This window comes from Sinorhizobium meliloti, assembly GCF_017876815.1.
Classification (GTDB): Bacteria; Pseudomonadota; Alphaproteobacteria; order Rhizobiales; family Rhizobiaceae; genus Sinorhizobium; species Sinorhizobium meliloti.
The window spans coordinates 2408612-2424777 of record NZ_JAGIOS010000001.1; the positions used below are offsets into that span (position 1 = coordinate 2408612).

At 63.0% G+C, this 16166-nt stretch carries 15 protein-coding genes; 6 read left to right on the forward strand and 9 right to left on the reverse strand.

Features of this window, described 5'->3' with window-relative positions; translation table 11 throughout:
• The first annotated feature begins 348 nt into the window (after window positions 1-348).
• From JOH52_RS11365 to JOH52_RS11380, 4 genes are all read left to right on the forward strand, one after another.
• Window positions 349-936, forward strand: coding sequence for an ATP-dependent Clp protease proteolytic subunit (locus tag JOH52_RS11365; RefSeq protein WP_003534438.1), 588 nt, complete (start codon window positions 349-351; stop codon window positions 934-936).
• A gap of 471 nt (window positions 937-1407) precedes the next feature.
• Window positions 1408-3117 (forward strand): 2-isopropylmalate synthase, encoded by a 1710-nt coding sequence (gene leuA, locus JOH52_RS11370; protein WP_010969894.1) that lies wholly within the window; start codon window positions 1408-1410, stop codon window positions 3115-3117.
• 137 nt (window positions 3118-3254) lie between these two features.
• The gene (locus tag JOH52_RS11375; RefSeq protein WP_010969893.1) at window positions 3255-3506 is read left to right on the forward strand and encodes a type II toxin-antitoxin system VapB family antitoxin; all 252 of its coding nucleotides are present in this window, start codon (window positions 3255-3257) and stop codon (window positions 3504-3506) included.
• A complete protein-coding gene (locus JOH52_RS11380) occupies window positions 3503-3931 on the forward strand; it encodes a type II toxin-antitoxin system VapC family toxin (protein ID WP_003534446.1) in 429 nt (142 codons plus the stop codon). Before JOH52_RS11375 ends, JOH52_RS11380 begins: the two co-directional genes overlap by 4 nt.
• A 122-nt stretch (window positions 3932-4053) precedes the next feature.
• Here JOH52_RS11380 and JOH52_RS11385 read toward each other — a convergent pair whose 3' ends face one another.
• The 3 genes from JOH52_RS11385 to JOH52_RS11395 all read right to left on the reverse strand — a co-directional run bounded on the left by JOH52_RS11385 (window position 4054) and on the right by JOH52_RS11395 (window position 6496).
• Window positions 4054-4881, reverse strand: a complete 828-nt coding sequence (locus JOH52_RS11385) for an anti-sigma factor family protein (RefSeq protein ID WP_014529148.1) — start codon at window positions 4879-4881, stop codon at window positions 4054-4056.
• A gap of 3 nt (window positions 4882-4884) precedes the next feature.
• Window positions 4885-5400, reverse strand: a complete 516-nt coding sequence (locus tag JOH52_RS11390; RefSeq protein WP_010969891.1) for an RNA polymerase sigma factor — start codon at window positions 5398-5400, stop codon at window positions 4885-4887.
• Window positions 5401-5593: 193 nt separating this feature from the next.
• On the reverse strand, window positions 5594-6496 hold the full coding sequence (locus JOH52_RS11395; protein ID WP_003534453.1) for a metallophosphoesterase family protein: 903 nt from the start codon (window positions 6494-6496) through the stop codon (window positions 5594-5596).
• 82 nt (window positions 6497-6578) lie between these two features.
• On the opposite strand from JOH52_RS11395, the gene JOH52_RS11400 reads away from it, so the two are divergent.
• Window positions 6579-7070 carry an NUDIX domain-containing protein gene (locus tag JOH52_RS11400; RefSeq protein WP_010969890.1) on the forward strand — a complete coding sequence of 164 codons (492 nt, stop codon included), beginning with the start codon at window positions 6579-6581 and terminating at the stop codon, window positions 7068-7070.
• A 124-nt stretch (window positions 7071-7194) separates the two neighbouring features.
• Here the strand turns inward: JOH52_RS11400 and JOH52_RS11405 are convergent, their stop codons facing one another.
• From JOH52_RS11405 to JOH52_RS11415, 3 genes are all read right to left on the reverse strand, one after another.
• On the reverse strand, window positions 7195-8103 hold the full coding sequence (locus JOH52_RS11405) for a Fic/DOC family protein (protein WP_010969889.1): 909 nt from the start codon (window positions 8101-8103) through the stop codon (window positions 7195-7197).
• 62 nt (window positions 8104-8165) lie between these two features.
• Window positions 8166-8372 (reverse strand): antitoxin VbhA family protein, encoded by a 207-nt coding sequence (locus tag JOH52_RS11410; RefSeq protein WP_010969888.1) that lies wholly within the window; start codon window positions 8370-8372, stop codon window positions 8166-8168.
• Window positions 8373-8537: 165 nt separating this feature from the next.
• A complete protein-coding gene (locus JOH52_RS11415) occupies window positions 8538-9530 on the reverse strand; it encodes a glutathione S-transferase family protein (RefSeq protein ID WP_010969887.1) in 993 nt (330 codons plus the stop codon).
• Between the two features lie 257 nt (window positions 9531-9787).
• Between JOH52_RS11415 and JOH52_RS11420 the strand changes: the two genes are divergently transcribed.
• Window positions 9788-10339, forward strand: a complete 552-nt coding sequence (locus JOH52_RS11420) for a GNAT family N-acetyltransferase (RefSeq protein ID WP_010969886.1) — start codon at window positions 9788-9790, stop codon at window positions 10337-10339.
• A 14-nt stretch (window positions 10340-10353) separates the two neighbouring features.
• On the opposite strand, the gene JOH52_RS11425 is transcribed toward JOH52_RS11420, so the two are convergent.
• From JOH52_RS11425 to JOH52_RS11435, 3 genes are read right to left on the reverse strand one after another with little or no spacing between them, the layout of a single operon-like run.
• A complete protein-coding gene (locus JOH52_RS11425) occupies window positions 10354-12423 on the reverse strand; it encodes a hypothetical protein (protein ID WP_107010523.1) in 2070 nt (689 codons plus the stop codon).
• Window positions 12424-12433: 10 nt separating this feature from the next.
• The gene (locus JOH52_RS11430; RefSeq protein ID WP_010969884.1) at window positions 12434-15247 is read right to left on the reverse strand and encodes a DUF4159 domain-containing protein; all 2814 of its coding nucleotides are present in this window, start codon (window positions 15245-15247) and stop codon (window positions 12434-12436) included.
• Window positions 15244-16164 (reverse strand): DUF58 domain-containing protein, encoded by a 921-nt coding sequence (locus JOH52_RS11435; RefSeq protein ID WP_010969883.1) that lies wholly within the window; start codon window positions 16162-16164, stop codon window positions 15244-15246. The genes JOH52_RS11430 and JOH52_RS11435 overlap by 4 nt, the downstream gene beginning before the upstream one ends.
• Between the last annotated feature and the right edge of the window lie 2 nt (window positions 16165-16166).

Genomic DNA, 16166 nt, shown 5'->3' on the forward strand with positions numbered 1-16166 from the left:
CTAACAAGTCAAGATTTTACGTAGATCGTGCGAATTATCGCGTGACAAAACCAAAATGATATGCGTTAGTGATTCTAGATAGAAGGTTATGTCCATATAAGTTCACAATAGTACTGATAAAATTCTAAACAACTACTGTATAATACTATAAACATTACTAAATATTGGAATATAATTTCAAATATAAATTATAATAATTCCATCTAAAGATGCGAATTCCTGGATTCGGGTTGTTGGAGATCAGGCGAGCCGTTGCAACGTATCGTCACGGCGCGGCGGTGGTTCGCATTGTTTTCGCCGTCGAGTCGCATTATCTGGTTGGAAGACATTTCATGAGGAGTCCGAAGAATGCGGAACGACGACGACCAGGAAGAAAAGAAGACCGAATTGCCGCTCGGCAAGGAGACGGAGGCGAACCTTTTCAAGTCGCGTTCGATTTTCATTTACGGAACGATCACCCAGGAATTGGCGCAGAAGGTCTGCTCGCAGCTCGTGGCGCTCGCCGCGGCCAGCGACGACGATATCCGCCTATTCGTCAACTCGCCGGGCGGCCATGTCGAATCCGGCGACAGCATCCACGACATGATCAAGTTCGTGAAGCCGAAGGTCTGGACCATCGGCACAGGCTGGGTCGCGTCCGCCGGCGCGCTCATCTATGTCGCCGCGCCGAAGGAGCAGCGCCTGTGCCTGCCGAACACCCGCTTCCTGTTGCACCAACCCTCGGGCGGCACGCGCGGCATGGCTTCCGACATCGAGATCCAGGCGCGCGAGATCATCAAGATGAACGAGCGTCTGAACCGGATCTTCTCCGAAGCGACCGGACAGCCGGTCGACAAGATCGCCAAGGACACGGATCGCGATTACTGGCTCGGTGCGGAAGAGGCGAAGGCCTACGGTCTCGTTTCGCGCATCGTCACCTCCATCGCGGAGATTTAGTCCGGGCGGCAAGGGGCGGCCGCTCATCCGCCTGCCTGCACCTTCTCCCCGCAAGCGGGGCGAGGGGAGCGGCGGCGCCGCCTCAGTCCCCTTTCCCCGCGCGGGGAAAGGGGCTAGTCCTCGGTTCAAACCCGAGGAGAGGGCACTCTTGCTCCGCTTTACCAAGCCGTGTATAGGCTTTTCCATGACTCAGGCTGACGCACACAAGATCGCAGCGATCTCTTCCGGACACGATGCCAATCGTGCTCCTGCGCGCGCCACCGCATCCCTTCTTCTTCTCGGCCTTATCCGCGGTTGCCGGGTTCGCTGAGGAGCGCCCGGCGGCCGAAAAGCCTTGCCGGCACCTGCTCCTCGAAATCCAGAAAAGCTGAACCAAATCGCGCGGCCCCCGCGGCATCGCCATCGCAATGTCCCGAATGATCGGCTATTGCATGCGGCAGGCTACGCTCAAGTGACGAAGAGAAGCTGCACATGATTTTGAAATCACATTCCATCAAGACCGGCATGCCCGAGGCGGCTGTGAAATATCAGCCCTATCCGCAGATCGTGCTGCCGGATCGCACGTGGCCGTCAAAGGCGATCACCGAGGCGCCTATCTGGTGTTCCGTGGATCTGCGCGACGGCAACCAGGCGCTCGTCGATCCGATGGGTCACGACCGGAAGGCGCGCATGTTCCACCTCCTCCTGGACATGGGCTTCAAGGAGATCGAGATCGGCTTCCCGTCCGCGTCGCAGACGGATTACGATTTCGCCCGCTGGTGCGTCGAGGAAGGCAACGTTTCCGAAGACGTGTCCCTGCAGGTGCTGGTCCAGTGCCGGCCGGAATTGATCGCGCGGACCTTCGAGGCGCTTGAAGGTGCGCACCGGCCGATCGTACATTTCTACAATTCGACGAGCGAGCTGCAGCGCCGCGTCGTCTTCGGCAAGGACGTGGCCGGCATCAAGCAGATCGCGACTGACGCCGCCAAGATGATCACCGACATGGCCGCGAAAGCGGGCGGCGGTTATCGCTTCGAATACTCGCCGGAAAGCTTCACCGGCACCGAACTCGAAGTGGCATTGGAGATTTGCAACGCCGTGATCGAGATCGTACGGCCGACGGCGGACAACAAGCTCATCATCAACCTGCCCTCGACCGTGGAGATGGCGACGCCGAACATCTATGCCGACCAGATCGAATGGATGTGCCGCAATCTCGATAATCGCGAGAACCTGATCGTCTCGCTGCATCCGCACAACGATCGCGGCACCGGCATTGCCGCCACCGAGCTGGGGCTGATGGCGGGCGCCGACCGTGTCGAGGGGACGCTCTTCGGCAATGGCGAGCGCACCGGCAACGTCGATGTGGTGACGCTGGCGCTCAACATGTTCACGCAGGGCGTCGATCCCAAGCTCGACTGCTCGGACATCGAGCGGATCAAGGAAGTCTACGAATATTCCAACCAGATGGTCATTCCGGAACGCCACCCCTATGTAGGCGAACTGGTCTACACGGCCTTCTCCGGCTCGCATCAGGATGCCATCAACAAGGGCATGAAGGCGATCAAACAGGCGAACAAGCCGACCTGGGAGGTACCCTATCTGCCGATCGATCCGCGCGATGTCGGACGCAGCTACGAAGCGATCATCCGCATCAACTCGCAATCGGGCAAGGGCGGCATCGCCTATATCCTGCAGGAGGACTACGGTATCAATCTGCCGCGCAATCTGCAGATCGAGTTCCGTGAGGAAGTCCAGCGCATTACCGACGAGGAAGGCAAGGAGCTGCCCTCGAAGCGCATCCATCAGCGCTTCATCGAAAGCTATGTCGAGCAGCCGGGCGCGCGCATCAAGTTCGTCGACCATCACACCTACCCGGCAGGCGAGCACAAGGGCCTGCGCGTCGTTGCCGCCGAAATCACGGATGGCGGCGAGACCAGGCAGATCGAGGGCAAGGGCACGGGCCCGATCGACGGCTTCATCAATGCGCTGTCGATCTATCTCGGCATCGAACTCTCGGTGGCGGATTACTCCGAGCATTCGCTGCAGCATGGTTCGAACGCCGCTGCGATCGCCTATGTCGAGGTCGAGTATCCGGGCGGCAAGCTCTTCGGCGTCGGTATCAACACCAATATCGTGGCCGCCTCACTGGAGGCGATCGTCTCGGCTGCCAACCGCGTGCTGGACGTGGTGGGGAAGTGACGCACTTGTCCTCGTGATGGCCCCTTGCCCTGACCCTCTCTCCGCGTGCGGGGAGAGGGGGAACGCCCATTGAACTTGATTTCTATAGGTGGGCTATCCGTTTCGGTATATAAGGATATCCGCGAAAGGATATCCTTATGGCTCTCTACATCAAAGATCCCACCGTGGACCGAATGGCGGAAAAACTTCAAGAACGCCTAGGTGTCCGCACCAAGACAGATGCTGTCCGCATTGCTCTGCAACACGAACTGGATCGTGTGGAAGACGAAATTCCGCTGCGCGAAAAGCTGGCCGCCTTGCGGCAACAGGCGCGCGACCGGCTAGGCCCGCCTGTTCACGGGATCGATATGAAAAAGCTTATGGATGAGCTTTGGGAGGAGGGCGAGTGAGCTTCGTCGACGCCTCCGTCATCGTTGCGATATTGAACGAGGAACCCGGCTTTGAGGAATTGGAAAAGCGCCTGAGCGACGCGGACGGGAAGCTCTGCGTTTCGCCGCTCGTGCGTTTCGAGGCGGTCGCCGCACTCACGAGACTGCGCATCATCGCCACGAAGGGCAAAGCAGATCGCAGCGATTTGATTGGCGAAGCCCGTGAGTTGGTCGACAGCTTCATTCAGGCACTCAGTGCGAGCGAGGTCACGATCGATTCCCACACGGGCGTTCGCGCCCTCGATGCGATGGCCCGCTACGGGAAAGTCGCGGGCCACCCGGCGGCCCTAAATCTCGGTGATTGTTTCGCCTATGCGGCCGCGAAGGAGTCTGGGCTGACCCTGATCTACAAGGGGAATGATTTCTCGCAAACCGACCTGGGTTAGAGCACTTGCGCCTTTCTCCGAAAAGCGGAAATGCTTCCAACATTGACTCATATGCGATAGCCCTGCCTCCTATGGGCAGAAGGTCGCGGCGGCTCGGGGCAGTTCCTCGGTGTTGATCAGTCTCAAATATTCGCCGCCACCGTTTCGGCAAGGTCCTGCAGAGCGGGATCGGATGACGGTCCGATCATCACGAATGAGACGCCTTCCCGTTCCCAGGAGACCAAGCCGAGGTCGCCGCGGATGGTCTCGCTGAATTCGTCGGATTGCTGTCCATCGCCTTGCTTGAGAAAGCAGATGGTGAAAACTTCTGCCTCGCGGTCACGATAGACGAGCTGGGCGACCGGTCTTCCGTTGGCGGCGAGGAGCCTCGCGCCTTCGAAGGACAATCCCTTGCGGTCGAGGTTGGGGACAGTGAAGCTCACGCCGACGCTTGCGGCAAGCCAGGTCTCGATCTCTGCCGCCTGCGTTCCCGGCACCTCGACCAGATACTCCTTCTGGCGCGAAAAGATGCGGTGAGATCCGACGATATCGTCGATCCAGGGGCGGTCATCGGCCTGGTTCATCGGCTCGGCGAAATCCGTGGCGCTGCCGAGAATGAAGCCGGCGGCTCCGCCGAGCAGGAAAAGGGCGGTGGAAGCGGCGAGGATGCGCGGCCAGATGCGGGCGCTTCGCCTTGGAAGACTGGCCGTCGTTACCCGCTCCGACTTCGGGTTGATGCCGGGGCCTTGCTTTATCTGGCGTACCAGCGCCAGCGGCACCGGATCATGGAGGAAGTTTTCGAAAGCCCCGTTGCCGAAGGCGCTGCCCGACTTGAGCTTTTCGAGCAATGCCCTTGCCTCGTCGTCGCGTGCGAGAAGAGCGTCAAGTTCGGATTTTTCGCTTTCTGCGAGTTCGCCGTCGATATAGGCGGACAACCGCACCTCGAGCGCTAGCCCCTTCGTTTGCAGCAACGGTCAGGCCCTCCTTTCCGTATTTTCGGACAACATGGCTGCGAGCCTGAGCCGCGCCGTCGACAGTCTGCTCATGACCGTACCGACCGGGATGCCGAGGATCTCCGCCGTTTCCCGATAGCTGTGGCCTTCGACATTGACGAGGAGGAAGACGCTTGCCAGTCCCTCCGACATGGACAGGATCATCTTCTGCACCTGATTGGCATAGGCGGCCTTTTCGGCCGTTGCTTCGACGTGCGGTTCGTCCCGCTCGAAAACGTCGACCGCACCGGCGCTGCGCACCTTGCGCTTGCGGATTTCGTCCACCCAGAGATTGCGGGTCATCGCATAGACCCAGCTTTCCAGCCGGCCCTCGCCGTTCCAAAGGTGACTGCGCGCGATTGCCCGCTCGCAAACTTCCTGGACAAGATCGTCGGCGTCATTGGCATTGCGGGCCAGCGTGATCGCGAAGCGGCGCAGTTTGGGCAGCAGGCTGACCAAATCCCGTCTGAAATCCTTCATTTCTGCCGCTGGGCGCATTGCTCTTCCAGTGAAACGTGCCGGATCGCGCGTCCATTCGCCATCCGGACGCACCATCAATGATATGGAACATTTGGTCCTAAGTCTGCAAGGGAAGAGCCGGAACGGAAAGAGGTTTTTGCGCCCCGGCAACGGTTTTCCCCACGGCGCCGCGCGTCCTTGAATCGGCCGGGATCGAAAGGCTTCCGGCGCTTCAGAAATACGTCGTTTCGGCGAGCACCACGCCGGTCGCGTCCGGGTTGATCGCGTAGCGCTCCCGGGTCAACCGCCAGTCTCCGGGCTCGCCGTCGACGGAAAAGAGATTATAGGCGGCGACGGGCTTGCTGCCGCCGGGACCCTGCGAGGCGGATGCGATGCCGACGACCGGCACCGGCCCCGTATGCCCCTTGAGCCAGTGGAGCGTATTGAGATGCGTGTGGCCGTGCAGAACCAGCTCGGCCCCGCCCGCGGAGATGGTGGCAGCGAAACGGCGGATGCCGATCATGCGCTTGTGCATCGAGGTCGCGCCGCGGATCGGCGGGTGATGGATCATGACGATGCGGAACAATCCGGCTTCGCCGGCCTGGCGAAGGAGGTTGACCGTCGCGCGTGCCTGTCGCGGCCCGAAATAGCCGCTGGCGGCGAAAGGGGGAGTGGCCACAGCCGTCGAGCAGCCGATCAGCGCCACCTTGCCGCGCACCCGCATATAGGGAAAGCAGGCATGCTTCTTCATCCAGCCGCTGGGGCCGTCATCGCCACGCATGAAGGGATACCATGCATGCGTGATCTTCTCGTATGCGCCGGGCACATAGGCGTCGTGGTTGCCCGGCACGACCGAGATTTCATTGGGGTCGCCCGCTTCCGCAAGCCATTCGGTAACCGCCTCGATCTCCAGGGAAGAGGCGAGATTGACGAGATCTCCGGTAATCGCCAGGTGATCCGGATTGCGCACCTCGATGTCCTTCATCAGGCAGTCGAGCGTCCCGGGAAAGAGGTGGCGCACCCTGTTCCTGTGCCAGTTGACGAATCCGGTGATCCGCTTGGAGGCGAGTTCGCGGAGGGAGAGATCGGGCAACGGCCCCAGGTGGACATCGGATATATGCGCAAGTTTGAACATTGATCCCGTCTAGCGCATATTCCCGTGAAGGGGAATCAGTAATGGACTATTCCCGGACACCGCGAATGTGAGGAGAAGGCGTATGGACGAGAGCCGCGGGCCGGAGATGCCCTCCTGGCGGCTCCGCTTTCTGACGCGGTTTGCCCATGTTTATTTCGCCCTGGCGCGCGGCATGACGCTCGGCGTGCGGGCTGCCTGTTTCGACGATGAGGGGCGGGTCTTTCTCGTAAGGCATTCCTATCTGCCGGGCTGGCATCTTCCCGGCGGCGGACTCGACCGCAACGAGACGGCGGTGGAGGGCCTTGCCCGCGAGCTGAGGGAGGAGGGCAACCTCGTGCTGACGACGGCACCGCTGCTCTTTCAGGTCTACTACAACCGGCGCACCAGCAAACGCGATCACGTCATCTTCTTCCGCTGCGATAATGTCCGCCAGGAGCGGCCGAAGCGTGCGGATCTCGAAATCGCCGCGGCGGGCTTCTTTCCGCTCGAGGACCTTCCGGCGGACACGACCCCTGCGACCCGGCGCCGGCTGGCGGAGCTTGCAGGAGACGTAGTGCCGGACAGGTTCTGGTAACGGCCGCATATCCCCTGACGAGGAATGTCGCCGGCTTCAGCGCAAGCTTGAGCAGGCGGCGGGTGTGGAAACCGCCGGCTGTTGGAGTGACTTCCGGTTTGTAAATGGATTACCGCAGATGCCATCAGCGTTCGGCGTTTGGGAAGTCCGACCGAGCAGTGACCGTGATCTTCTCGTCGTGTGGCAATCTTTCGGGCAGGTCCGCGCGATCGGCCACGACGATCCCGTGATCGGTCAGGAGACTGGCAAAGCGATCGTCCTGGCGGAGAACCCGGCCAGTGATGTCTTCGCCGGCGCGGGCAGTGCGGACATGATGGTGTAGAGGCTCTTCGCCGCTCTCCCGCAAGTCGTCGAATGCGGATCGGATGGCCTCACGGCGGCCCGGCTTCATCGCGTCCTCGATCGCGTGCTTCATCAGGGGACTGGACGGGTCGTTCGTGGTTTCGATCGACGCCTCGATCATGCGCGGCATGGTGATGAGGGAAAAATCGATCGCGTGCCCGTAGTGGCGGCCCAACTCGGAAATAAAAGCCTCTTGAGCACGGCCGTTGCCCTCTCTGAATGGATGCACGTAGTTCGGTTCCGAAAGGACCTTTGCGGCCCGCTCGGCAAATTGCTCCGGCGTTGCCTTGCTAAGGGCCGGCGGATCTGCGATCGGCCTCAGCGCCTCGTTCAGACCCATTTCTATGCGTGAGCCGGGCAGGAAGGATGTGCCGCCCTGGAAGAGTCCGCCGACAGGCTCGACCCTCTGGCCGTCGACAACGGGACTCTCGTTGCGCGTATGCCCGGCCCATTCGTAAACGTCCTGAAAAATGTACCTGTGAATCGCCTTCAGGTGGGCCGTGTCGAAATTGCCGCTCGGTCCACTTCCCTGGTTTATCTCGACCAGCCGGATGTTGGTCAGTGCATACTCGGCCGGTCGAAGTTCGGAATGTGCCGTCAGGTTCAGTTTGTTGCGCAAGACGCCCGTGCGATCTGGATCATCGGTAACGGCAGGGTAGGTGTAAGAGCCCTTCGGCTGTCCGCTTGCCATCGATTCCTCATGAAAAAGCCGCCCGGGAATGCAGGCGGCTTGTACAACTCATCGATCGACGATTAGGCGCGCTTGAAGCGCGTCAGCATCTCTTCGCGAAACTCTTCCGTGGTAATGTCGCCGGCGATAAAGCGGGCGTTGGCCGCCTCGAGCACCGGATCGTGAACATAACCCTGCCGGATATTGGCAGCCCGCGCCTGCTCGGTGGCCTTGCGGCGCTTCTCGATGGCTTCCGGAGAACGGTCCCGACGGCGGGAATGAACGTTCATCGGCAAATCTCCAGTTGCATGCTACCTTAACAGGGAAAATGCTGCAAATCCAGCATTTCGCCCCATTTTCCGATGTTTCGAAGGCGGGTTCGACCGTAACGAAACGGCGATGGAAGGCCGTGTCCGAATTCGGTGGGGAGGACGGACGCGTGCTGACCGCGCCGCCTACAGCCGGTCCCGCCCGTGCGGCGCTTCAAGGTCGAGCGCCGGCCCCACCGGCACGATGCCCGTGGGATTGATCGTCGTATGGCTGCGGTAATAATGCGCCTTGATGTGGTGCATATTCACCGTCTCGGCGACGCCCGGCACCTGGTAGAGCTCGCGCAGATAGCCGTATAGGTTCGGATAGTCCGCAATGCGGCGGATGTTGCATTTGAAATGGCCGACATAGACCGGATCGAAACGGACGAGAGTCGTGAACAGCCGCCAATCGGCTTCGGTCAGGCGGTCTCCCGTGAGATAGCGCTTGGACGCGAGGCGGTTCTCCAGTTCGTCCAGCATGGCGAAGAGGGCGGTGACGCTCTCCTCATATGCCGCCTGGCTGGTTGCGAAGCCGGCCTTGTAGACCCCGTTGTTGACCGCGTCGTAGATGCGCGCGTTGAGCGCGTCGATTTCCGGCCGCAGTTCCTGCGGGCAGAAGTCTTCCGTCGAGCCTGTCAGACGATCGAAGGCCGAGTTGAACATGCGGATGATTTCGGCGGACTCGTTCGAGACGATCGTGTTCTTCCGCTTGTCCCAGAGGACCGGCACCGTCACCCGGCCGGAATAGACCGGGTCGGCGCGCAGATAGACTTCCCAGAGCATGCGCGAGCCGAAGAGGTGATCGGCGGTGCCGCCGTTCTCGCCCTCACCGTCCTCTCCCTTGAATTCCCAGCCGTTGGCCAGCATCAGCGGGTCGACGACGGAAAGCGAGACGAGGTCTTCGAGCTTCTTGAGCTTGCGGAAGATCAGCGTGCGGTGCGCCCAGGGGCAGGCAAGGGACACATAGAGATGATAGCGGCCCGCTTCGGCCTCGAAGCCGCCTTCGCCGGAAGGGCCGGGCGATCCATCTGCCGTGATCCAGTTGCGGAACTGCGATTCGCTGCGCTTGAAGTGACCGTTCGTTGCACGCGTGTCGTACCAGACATCCTGCCAGACGCCATTCACCAGCCTACCCATGGGCCAACTCCTTTCGATCGTTTGCTGACGCCATAATTAGTGCTGAGAACCGCGGCCGATAGATGTGAAATTCCGAACAGTGCGTTTTACCCTTTGACTGGCGGCGTTTTTCTGCTATCGGCGAAAAGGTAGCTCTTTCATCTGGGAAACGATCACCACCATGATCCTGTCGGGAAGCCTGCGACGACGCTGATGCTGCAAACGCCCATTCGGGGCGAGCCATCCTCCATGTCCGTTCGCATGCCGGTTCTCGACACATGAAAAAGCACGATCTCGTCTATCTGACCGAAGACGCATCCCACGACGCAGCCATCGAAATCATCAATGAAGAGGCCTTCGGGCCGGGTCGCTTCACCCGCGCCGCTGCGCGGATTCGCGAGCAGGGACCCCATGACCGGGCGCTCTCCTTCATCTGCGCCGATAATGGCGAAACGATCGCATCGGTCCGGATGACGCCGGTGACCGCCGGCTCGGTGAAAGGACATCTGCTCGGCCCACTTGCCGTCCGGCCCTCGCACAAGAACCAGGGCATCGGCCGGGAACTCGTCCGCATTGCAGTCGAAGCGGCGCGCCGGAAGGGCTCCGAAGCGGTTATCCTCGTCGGCGATCCGCCCTATTACCAGCCGCTCGGCTTCGAGAAGGTGCGCCATGGCGCGCTCCAATTCCCGGGTCCCGTCGATCCGGCGAGGGTTCTCGTCGTGCCGGTCGCGCTGGACGTTCACGCGCGGCTTGAAGGCATGATCGCTTGGCGGGATGACGGCGCCACCTGCCTCACCGCGCGCGCGGAGGCGCAAGGGGCGGCTGCCTGATACCTCGCCGGCGTTTACCGGCCCTCGCGGTACCAGGTAGCCGAGATGAGGAAGAGCAGTGCCGCCAGGCCGAAGAGCCCCGCGAAAAGCGAAAGAGAATCGATGCCTTTCAGCACCGTCTCGTCGGTCATGCGCAGCGACAGGCGTTGATCGTCGGCGACGCGGACGGCGCCGCGAACGGGGAGGATAGACGGGAGGTCGACCGGTCCGTCGGCGCTCGCCAGACGGCGGACCAGGCCCTTCGTCTTCTCCGCCCAGGGTTCGATCTTCTCTTCCGTGGAAATCGCCGCCTTGAATTCGGGCGCGTCGACATTGCCGACATGGACGAGCGTCGTCAGTTCGTCGTTGGCAACTTCGAAGAGGCCGATTTCATTGGTCTCGACCTCAGCCTTGTAGAGCCCCGGCTCGCCTTCCGTGAGCGTGACTTCCTGGGTCCGGCCGGAAGGATAGGTGAGGGTCGCCTGGCCGGGATCTCCTTCGATCGTCTGGCGCGTGATCTCGAGCGTCCGGCCCATCGCGCGAGCGGTAAGCGCCTCCTCTTCGAGCGCCGGTTCCTGCATCAGCCAATGCGCCGTGCGGCGATAGAGCGAGACATGCGGCCCACCCCCTTCGAAGCCGCGCGCCCACAGCCAACCCTGGTCGGAGAGCAGCATGGCGACACGCCCCTTGCCGACGCGGTTGAGGACCAGCAGCGGCTTGCCGTCTGCCGCTTCCATCACCGTCTGGCCGAGCGGCCTGTCCACATCGACGGTACGGAACCAGCGGCCCCAGGCCGGCGGTTCGTCCGCTGCCCCTTCGAGCCCGCGGGTGACCGGATGCTTCTTTCCTTCCTCCGAGAGCCGGGGGAAGAACGCCTTCTCGTTCATGACGCCGGTCGGCGTTGCCGGCAGCACCGCCGCAAGCGGGGTCGCAGCGATCGAATCGTCGCCGGCGTGCTCCGGCCCGGCGGCGATCAGCAACGCTCCACCGTTCTGCACGTATTGGGCGATGTTGTCGTAATAGAGGATCGGCAGCACGCCACGATGCTGGTAGCGATCGAAGATGATGAGGTCGAATTCGCTTATCTTGTCGACGAAAAGCTCCCGCGTCGGGAAGGCGATGAGCGAGAGTTCGTTGATCGGCGTGCCGTCCTGTTTCTCCGGCGGCCGCAGAATGGTGAAATGGACGAGATCGACCGCGGCATCGGATTTTAGGAGGTTGCGCCAGGCGCGCTCGCCCGCATGCGGCTCTCCGGAAACGAGGAGCACGCGAAGATTTTCGCGGATGCCGTCGAGCACATGGACGGCGCGGTTGTTCGTCTCCGTCACTTCGCCGGCAACCGGATTGACGGCGAATTCCAGGATGTTGTTGCCGCCGCGCGGTACGGTAAAGGTGAACGGAACGTCCGTGCCGGGCTCCGCCTGCTCCGTGGCGATCTCGTTGCCGTTCAGGCGGATCGTCACCTCGGCGCTGCCGCCGGGAGCCGCGCCGTCGTCCACGACCCGAAAGGTCATTCTCTGCTGTTCGCCGACGATGCCGAAGCGGGGCGCGCTGACGATTTCGATGCGCCGGTCGAACTCGTCCGGCTTGCCGCTGATCAGGGCGTGGACGGGCGCATCGAAGCCGAGCTTCTGGTTGACATCCGGCACGTCGTGGATCTGGCCGTCGGTAATGAAGATGGCGCCGCCGACACGGGCGGGCGGCACGTCTGCAAGCGCCGTTGTCAGGGCGCCGAAGAGCCTGGTCGAGGGCGCCTCGGTTTCCTCGCCGTCGGCGGCTTCGACGATGCGCGCCTCGATCTGGGGGAAACGGGAAAGGCGTTCCTTGAGACCTTCGAGCGCCTGGTCCGTCTGCGCGCGGCGGTCACCGTTCTCCTGGCTCTGGCTGCGGTCGACAACGACGGCGACAATGGTAAAGAGGGGTTCGCGCTCCTCCTGGAAGAGGACGGGATTTGCAAGCGCAAGGCAGAATGCAGCAAGCGCCGCCGCCCTGATCCAGGCTCCGCGAACGCCGCGCCAGATGCCGAGTGCCGCCAGAACGGCTGCGACAAGCGTCAGTGCCGCGAGATAGGGCCAGGCGAGAAGCGGCGAGAAATCGATTGTCATCGCCGGGTCCTCATTGTCCGAGCCGCTCGAGCAGGGCGGGCACGTGCACCTGGTCGGCCTTGTAGTTGCCGGTCAGCATGTACATCATGATGTTGACACCGGAGCGAAAGGCGTATTCGCGCTGCATTTCGTCCGGCGGCACGGTCGGCAGCAGTGCGACTCCGTTCGAATCCACTGCCCATGCACCGGCAAAGTCGTTGCCGGTGATGATGATCGGCGTCACCCCGTCGCCCGGTCGCGCCGGCCGGTTGCTCGGTTCCTCGCGACTATCGAGCTGGGATTCGATCCAGAGGGGGCTGCCGGTATAGCGGCCGGGAAAATTCGTCAGCAGATAGAAGGCCTTGGTCAGGACATGGTCGGCCGGAACCGGCTCCAGCGGCGGTATGTCGAGATTGCCGAGGATCGCCTGGAGACGTTCGGTGTTCGCGCTCGTTCCGGTCGATGAAGAGCCGAGCGAGGAAAACTGATCACGCGTGTCGAACAGCACCGTGCCGCCCGCTCGCATATAGGCATCGATTCGGCTGACGGCTTGCGGGCTCGGCATGGGCGCGCTGGCGGAAATCGGCCAGTAGATGATGGGGTAGAGGCTCAATTCGTCCTTGGAGATGTCGAGACCGACGGGCGCGCCGGGCTCGAGCGTGGTGCGATAGGTCAGGAAGTCGGTGAGGCCTCTCAGCCCGTCTTCGGAAAGGCGGTCCACCTCTTCCTCGCCGGTGACCACATAGGCGAGGTGCGTGGTGTCCAGCCGCTCGAGGATGCGCTGGTCGTCCGGGCGCGCGTCGTCGGCAAAGGCCTGCGGCGGGGCGAGGAAGAAGGTTCCGGCGAGGACCATGATGATTGCCGAAGTGGCCCTTGCCATCCGAGCGCGTGAAAAGACGCCACCCATGAAGAGAACGATCAGGGCGTCCGCGAGCAGCAGCAGGAGGGCGAGCGTCATCAGCGCCGGCTTCAGCGACCAGCTTTCCGCACCGGCCAGCCGCTCGGAGGTATGGGGGCCGGCGGTGGTCATGTCGATCCGCTTGAGCTCGGCGTCGCGCGGTAAGAGATTGAGCGCCGTGAAGCCGTCCTCGGAGCCGTAGAGCCCCGGAGGATTGTCGGCTGTCGCGACCGGTGCCTTGCCGGGCACGATGTCGAGGGGACGGGCATTGCCCGTTTCGGCGACGAGCACGCCATCGGCGTTCAGAAGCCGGTAGGGCGGCAAGGTCTGCGCCTTCACGGCCTTGCCGTCGCTGGCGATACCGCCGCCGCGCGAAAGCTGGACACTGCGGCGGAGCATCTCAACGAAATGGCCCGAGATCGGCAGGTTCGACCATGTGGCCTCGGCGCTGACGTGAAAGAGCACGATGCGGCCGGCCCCGCGTGTCGCAGTCGTGACCAGCGGTGTGCCGTCGGCGAGGTTTGCCCATGTGCGCTCCGCCAGATCGGCTGTCGGTTCGGCCAGAACCTGCCGCTTGACGAGAATGTCAGTGGGGCGGGCCATGCCGGCGAAGGGGCTGTTGCCGGGATAATCGGCGAGCGGCTGCGGTTCGGACCAGGAGAGCGCGCCGCCGAGCGCCCGTTCGCCCTGGCGAAGGGTGACCGGGACGAGCGGATCGTCGGCAGGTGCGGCTGCCAGCCGGGGGCCGGCGAAGCGGATCAGCGTGCCGCCGTTGTCGATCCATTTCGCAAGCAGGGGATAGGTCTCCTCCGGCAGCCGGCCGATGTCGGCCATGATCAGAACCGAGGGACGCTGCTCCAGAAGCTCCGGAATCGCAACGGCAAGATCGCTCTGGCGGGGCTCGACGAGATCGGCATAGGGGGCGAGCGCCCGATTGATATAGTAGAGCGGCGAGAGCAGCGGCTGCGACAGGTCACGTGCCTCGCCGCTCAACAGAGCCACGCGACGGCGGCGGAAGCCGTCGTCGAGGAGATGCTGGGCGCCGGCAGTCGCGGCTCCTTCGATGCCGATGCGGGCGAAGTCGTTGCGCAGTTCGAACGGGGCCTCAATCATCCCCTTGGCGGTCGCTGCGCCGGGTGCGAAATCGATCGTACCACTGGCGATCGCACGGCCGCGGGTATCGAAGGCAACGATGGGCAAGGAACGGCCGTCGTCGGTCTTCAGCCGGCTCGCCGTCACCGACATGCCGCCGGACTCGTTGCTCGTCGCAGTGAGTGCCACGGCCTCGCTGCCGTCCGCTTCGATCACCTTGAGACCGGCCGCGCCGATCCCGGCCAGTGCCTCCATCGTCTTGCCGTCGCCCCCTTCGATGCCGTCGGTGAGGAAGGCGACCGTTCCGGGAGGCGCGTCTTCGAAGGCCGCCTGCAAGGCCGCGATTGCGGAACCACGGTCGGCAGGCAGCGGTTCGGGCCTCGCTGCCGCCAGCCGGTTGCGCGCAGTGCTCGCCGAGCCTGGCGTCGCGTCGTGCTGGCGCTCTCCGGTGAAGACGATCGAAACCGCAACATCCTTCGCCTCGGCGTCGTCGATCAGCGCCGAGGCGGCTTCGACACGCCGCTCCCAGTCGGGCGCCGTTGCCCAACTGTTGTCGATCAGCAGCGCCAGCGGCCCGGAGGTCGCGAGCGTATTGCTGCGCGGGTTGAAGACGGGGTCGGCGATCGCGAAGATGACGGCGGCGGCCATCAGCATCCTGAGAAGGGTCAGCCACCAGGGGCTTTTCGAGGGTGTCTCCTCGCGCTTCATCACCGAGGCCAGGATGCGCAGCGGCGGGAAGATTTCGGCCGCAGGTCTCGGGGGCGTCATGCGCAGCAGCCACCAGATCACCGGCAGTGCCACGAGTGCTGCCAGAATGGCGGGGTTGGCAAAAATGAAGGAGAGGCCGCCGATCATGAGAGCCCCCCATGGGCGGCTCGGCCCGGCATGCCTGAAAGATGCATATGCACCGCGACCAGGGCTTCCGAGGCCGCCCGGTCGGTTCTGTGCGGAATGAAGGTCCAGCCGAGATGGCGCAGGCTCGTGCCGAGGCTGTCGCGGCGGGCGCGATAGGCACGCTGGTAATCCTCACGCAGGATCTCGGCGCGCCCCGCGGTCAGCTTCTCGCCGGTTTCGGGGTCGGTGAACTCGGTTCTGCCGGCATAGGGGAAGACTTCCTCCGCCGGATCGGCGATCTCCACGACATGGCCTCGCAGGCCCCGGCGGGCGAGCGGTCCAAGTCGTTCCATCACCCGGTCGGCCGGGTCGAGAAAATCGCCGATCAGAACCAGGTCGCTGGCGCCGCGTATCATCCCGGTATCGGGCAGGCCCTCCGAAAGCGGACTATGCATGATTGCGGTTGCCAGCCGCTCGGCGGCATTGCGTGCCGAAACCGGCTCCATCACGCCGGGGCAGCCGATCCGCTCGCCGGAACGGGCGAGAATTTCGGCAAGCGCCAGCATCAGCACCAGAGCGCGGCTTTCCTTCGAAACGGCGCCGAGCGTCGATTTGTACATCATCGAGGGCGAGAGATCGGCCCAGAGCCAGATCGTGTGCGCTGCCTCCCATTCGCGGTCGCGAACATAGGTGTGGTCGTCCTTGGCGGAGCGGCGCCAGTCGATGCGCGAAAGGCTCTCGCCGTCGCTGTAAGGGCGGAACTGCCAGAAGTTCTCGCCGATGCCGCGCTTGCGCCGGCCGTGCCAGCCGGTGATTACCGTGTTGGCGATCCTGCGCGCTTCGACGAGACAGTCTGGCACGAGCATCGCGCGCTGCTGCGCGCGCGACAGGACCTCACCGGACGGGGTACGCGCGACAATGTGCCCGATCGAGGCCATGC

What these genes read in the sequence shown, in the direction of transcription:
- JOH52_RS11365 (WP_003534438.1), top strand. Translation starts at nt 349, where the DNA reads ATGCGGAACGACGACGACCAGGAAGAAAAGAAGACCGAATTGCCGCTC.
- leuA (WP_010969894.1), top strand. Translation starts at nt 1,408, where the DNA reads ATGATTTTGAAATCACATTCCATCAAGACCGGCATGCCCGAGGCGGCT.
- JOH52_RS11375 (WP_010969893.1), top strand. Translation starts at nt 3,255, where the DNA reads ATGGCTCTCTACATCAAAGATCCCACCGTGGACCGAATGGCGGAAAAA.
- JOH52_RS11390 (WP_010969891.1), bottom strand. Translation starts at nt 5,400, where the DNA reads ATGCGCCCAGCGGCAGAAATGAAGGATTTCAGACGGGATTTGGTCAGC.
- JOH52_RS11395 (WP_003534453.1), bottom strand. Translation starts at nt 6,496, where the DNA reads ATGTTCAAACTTGCGCATATATCCGATGTCCACCTGGGGCCGTTGCCC.
- JOH52_RS11400 (WP_010969890.1), top strand. Translation starts at nt 6,579, where the DNA reads ATGGACGAGAGCCGCGGGCCGGAGATGCCCTCCTGGCGGCTCCGCTTT.
- JOH52_RS11405 (WP_010969889.1), bottom strand. Translation starts at nt 8,103, where the DNA reads ATGGCAAGCGGACAGCCGAAGGGCTCTTACACCTACCCTGCCGTTACC.
- JOH52_RS11410 (WP_010969888.1), bottom strand. Translation starts at nt 8,372, where the DNA reads ATGAACGTTCATTCCCGCCGTCGGGACCGTTCTCCGGAAGCCATCGAG.
- JOH52_RS11415 (WP_010969887.1), bottom strand. Translation starts at nt 9,530, where the DNA reads ATGGGTAGGCTGGTGAATGGCGTCTGGCAGGATGTCTGGTACGACACG.
- JOH52_RS11420 (WP_010969886.1), top strand. Translation starts at nt 9,788, where the DNA reads ATGAAAAAGCACGATCTCGTCTATCTGACCGAAGACGCATCCCACGAC.
- JOH52_RS11425 (WP_107010523.1), bottom strand. Translation starts at nt 12,423, where the DNA reads ATGACAATCGATTTCTCGCCGCTTCTCGCCTGGCCCTATCTCGCGGCA.
- JOH52_RS11430 (WP_010969884.1), bottom strand. Translation starts at nt 15,247, where the DNA reads ATGATCGGCGGCCTCTCCTTCATTTTTGCCAACCCCGCCATTCTGGCA.
- JOH52_RS11435 (WP_010969883.1), bottom strand. Translation starts at nt 16,164, where the DNA reads ATGGCCTCGATCGGGCACATTGTCGCGCGTACCCCGTCCGGTGAGGTC.